Genomic DNA, 3,644 nt, shown 5'->3' with positions numbered 1-3,644 from the left:
GTCCTGCTTCCACACCCTGAACAGTGCCCGCCCCCCGCCCCTATCCCCCTTGGGCTATCGTCAGTGGGGCGCACACAACAACAAAACGCTCCGGCGCCCGCGCCGCCGTGCCTGCCTCTGCAGCGCGGCCCGTCGTGGACCAAGCCCACGGAGCCGGACCAGACTGTTAGGGACCTACTTAATGACAAGCAGCACCTATGCCCAAGCTCCTGCGGCGCCGGTCAACTCGCCCGCGCGGGTAGCCACTGCCAGCTTCATTGGCACCGCCATCGAGTTCTACGACTTCTACGTTTACGCCACGGCTGCCGCCCTGGTCATCGGGCCGGTGTTTTTCCCCTCCGGCTCGGGCACCGCACAGATGCTGGCGGCCTTCCTGACCTTTGGCATTGCCTTTCTCGCCCGGCCGCTGGGCTCGGCACTGTTCGGCCATTTTGGCGACCGCATCGGCCGCAAATCGACCCTGGTCGCCTCGCTGCTGTTGATGGGTGTGTCCACCACGGCCATCGGCGTGCTGCCAGGCTACGACAGCATCGGTGTATGGGCACCGATCATCCTTTGCCTGCTGCGCTTTGGCCAAGGCCTGGGCTTGGGCGGCGAATGGGGCGGCGCGGCGCTGCTGGCCACCGAAAACGCCCCGGAGGGCAAGCGCGCCTGGTTCGGCATGTTCCCGCAATTGGGGCCATCGATCGGCTTCCTGGCGGCCAACGGCCTGTTCCTGACCTTGGCCCTGACCCTGAGCGACGAGCAGTTCCGTGAGTGGGGCTGGCGTATCCCGTTCCTGCTCAGCGCCGCCCTGGTGCTGGTAGGCCTGTATGTGCGCCTGAAGCTGGAGGAAAGCCCCGTGTTCGCCAAGGCTGTTGCCCGCCATGAGCGTGTGAAAATGCCGGTGGTCGACCTGTTCGCCAGGCACTGGCGCCCTACCCTGCTGGGCGCTGCCGCCATGGTGGTGTGCTATGCGCTGTTCTATATCTCCACCGTGTTCTCGCTGAGCTACGGCGTGACTACGCTGGGGTACAGCCGGGAGACGTTCCTCGGCCTGCTGTGCTTTGCAGTGGTATTCATGGCGCTGGCGACGCCGCTGTCGGCTTGGCTCAGCGACCGCTACGGGCGCAAGCCGGTGCTGATCGTCGGCGGCCTGCTGGCGGTGGCGTCGGGCTTTACCATGGAGCCTTTGCTGACCTCGGGCTCTACCGCCGGCGTGGCACTGTTCCTGGCCATCGAGCTGTTCCTGATGGGCGTGACCTTTGCGCCGATGGGGGCTTTGCTACCGGAGCTGTTCCCAACCCATGTGCGATACACCGGCGCTTCGGCGGCGTATAACCTGGGTGGGATTGTCGGCGCCTCGGCGGCCCCGTTCTTCGCCCAGAAGCTGGTGAGCATGGGCGGTTTGAGCTGGGTGGGGGGCTACGTGTCGGCAGCCGCAGTGATCAGCTTGATCGCTGTGCTGTGCCTGAAAGAGACCCGCAATACACAGCTGTGAGTCTCAAGCTGCAAGCTACAAGCTACAAGCTACAAGCTACAAGCTACAAGCGACGCGCATTCTCTTGCAGCTTGAAGCTTGAAGCTTGAAGCTTGAAGCTTGAAGCTTGAAGCTTCCAGCTTAGAACTCGACCTTGACCGCCTGCGAAGCGCGGGTCGCCTTGGCCCGCGCCGCTTCAACCGACTCGTCGCGCGCCAGGCACACACCCATGCGGCGGGTACCGTTGATTTCCGGCTTGCCGAACAAGCGGATGGCAGTATCCGGCTCGCTCAAGGCTGCACCCAGGTTGGCGAAGCTGGTCTGCTGCGACTGCCCCTGCGGCAAGATCACCGCCGAGGCCGAAGGGCCGAACTGGCGCACCACCGGGATCGGCAGCCCGAGAATGGCGCGGGCGTGCAGGGCGAACTGCGACAGGTCCTGGGAAATCAGGGTCACAAGGCCGGTGTCATGCGGGCGCGGCGAGACTTCGCTGAACCACACCTGGTCGCCTTTCACGAACAGTTCCACGCCAAACAGGCCCCGGCCGCCCAGCGCATCGGTGACCGCCTTGGCCACACGTTGCGACTCGGCCAGCGCTTTCTCGCTCATGGCCTGGGGCTGCCAGGACTCCTGGTAGTCGCCCTTCTCCTGGCGGTGGCCGACCGGTTCGAGGAAGGTGGTGCCCCCTACATGACGCACGGTCAGCAGGGTGATTTCGTAGTCGAAGTCGATGAAGCCCTCGACGATCACCCGGCCCTTGCCGGCGCGGCCGCCTTCCTGGGCATAGTCCCAGGCCTTCTGCAGGTCGGCGTCGCTGCGCAGCAGGCTCTGACCCTTGCCCGACGAGCTCATGACCGGCTTGACCACGCACGGGTAGCCTACATCGGCCACGCCCTTGGCGAAGTCTTCGTAGGTGTCGGCGAAATGGTACGGCGAAGTTGGCAGCTCCAGCTCTTCGGCGGCCAGGCGGCGGATACCTTCGCGGTTCATGGTCAGCTGGGTCGCGCGGGCGGTGGGCACCACGTTGAAGCCTTCGTTTTCCAGCTCGACCAGGGTGGCGGTGGCGATGGCTTCGATTTCCGGAACGATGTAGTGCGGCTTCTCGGCCTCGATCACGGCACGCAAGGCCACGCCATCGAGCATGTTGACCACGTGGCTGCGGTGCGCAACCTGCATGGCCGGGGCATTGGCATAGCGGTCGACGGCGATCACTTCGACGCCCAGGCGCTGCAGCTCGATCACCACTTCCTTGCCCAGCTCGCCACAGCCGCACAGCAATACACGGGTCGCAGTAGGCGACAAGGGGGTTCCGATACGGGTCATTTCAGGTCCTCGAAGGCATCCGGGGCCGCACCCGGCTTGGCGCGACCCGCTGAAAAAGGACCGCTATTCTACACCATCAGCTGGCCGCAGCAGCCCGCCGGGCGCGAAATGCCATGGCCAGCCACACCGCGGTGACACCGGTGAACTTGGAGGCCATGGCCGTGCCGACCACCGCCGGGGCCAAGGCACCGATCATGCCGAAGAAGATGAAGGTATCCACCGGAATGCTCAACGCCGAACTCAACCACAGGCGGTCACGCAGTGGCCGCCGGGTGACGCTGAACACCAGCCAGTCGATCAGTTCGGAAATGAAGAACGCGGTGGCGCTGGCCAGGGCGATGGCCGGCTCAGAGGTCACATACGACAGCACCAGCGCCACCAGCATGGCGACCAGGGCGCCGTGGCCGAAGCGGGTTTGCACCATGTCGCGCAGGATGAACACCAGGCCGCCCCAGGCAGACCAGATGACGTCCAGGTGCGGGGCACTGGAGAAGGCGTAGTTGATCAGCACTACGCTGCTGATATAGGCAAGCAGATAGAACATGGCGGGTAATCTATGGGCAAGCCGTACAGAGTACCGTCGAGCCGTTCGCGGGTAAACCCGCTCCTAAAGATGATCCGTAGCCCTCCAGGCTCATGCTGTACCTGTAGGAGCGGGCGTGCCCGCGAACACCGGCGGAGCCGGTGCCATGTACCGCGTTGGCGGTTTCGCGGGCATGCCCGCTCCCACAGGGCTCTGCATCAGACTAGAGGATGAGGCCAGCCTCTACTGCCCGTTCATGATGAGCACTACGCTGCTGATATAGGCAAGCAGATAGACCATGGCGGGTAATCTGTGGGAGCGGGCGTGCCCGCGAACACC

General features: G+C 64.6%; 3 protein-coding genes. 1 reads left to right on the top strand and 2 read right to left on the bottom strand.

Going from position 1 to position 3,644, the window contains the following annotated elements; translation table 11 throughout:
* Positions 1–181: 181 nt before the first annotated feature.
* Complete coding sequence (locus tag DMX12_RS21425; RefSeq protein WP_029885505.1) at positions 182–1,480, top strand: MFS transporter; 1,299 nt, start codon at positions 182–184, stop codon at positions 1,478–1,480.
* A 120-nt stretch (positions 1,481–1,600) separates the two neighbouring features.
* Here DMX12_RS21425 and purT read toward each other — a convergent pair whose 3' ends face one another.
* Positions 1,601–2,782, bottom strand: coding sequence for a formate-dependent phosphoribosylglycinamide formyltransferase (purT, locus tag DMX12_RS21420; protein WP_009683437.1), 1,182 nt, complete (start codon positions 2,780–2,782; stop codon positions 1,601–1,603).
* 76 nt (positions 2,783–2,858) lie between these two features.
* The gene (locus DMX12_RS21415) at positions 2,859–3,326 is read right to left on the bottom strand and encodes a VUT family protein (protein ID WP_047150237.1); all 468 of its coding nucleotides are present in this window, start codon (positions 3,324–3,326) and stop codon (positions 2,859–2,861) included.
* Positions 3,327–3,644 lie beyond the last annotated feature (318 nt).

It is taken from the genome of Pseudomonas sp. MB-090624, assembly GCF_003205245.1.
Lineage (GTDB): Bacteria > Pseudomonadota > Gammaproteobacteria > Pseudomonadales > Pseudomonadaceae > Aquipseudomonas > Aquipseudomonas juntendi.
The sequence above is the reverse complement of the archived record's forward strand: the minus strand, read 5'-3'. Positions and strand labels throughout refer to the sequence as shown.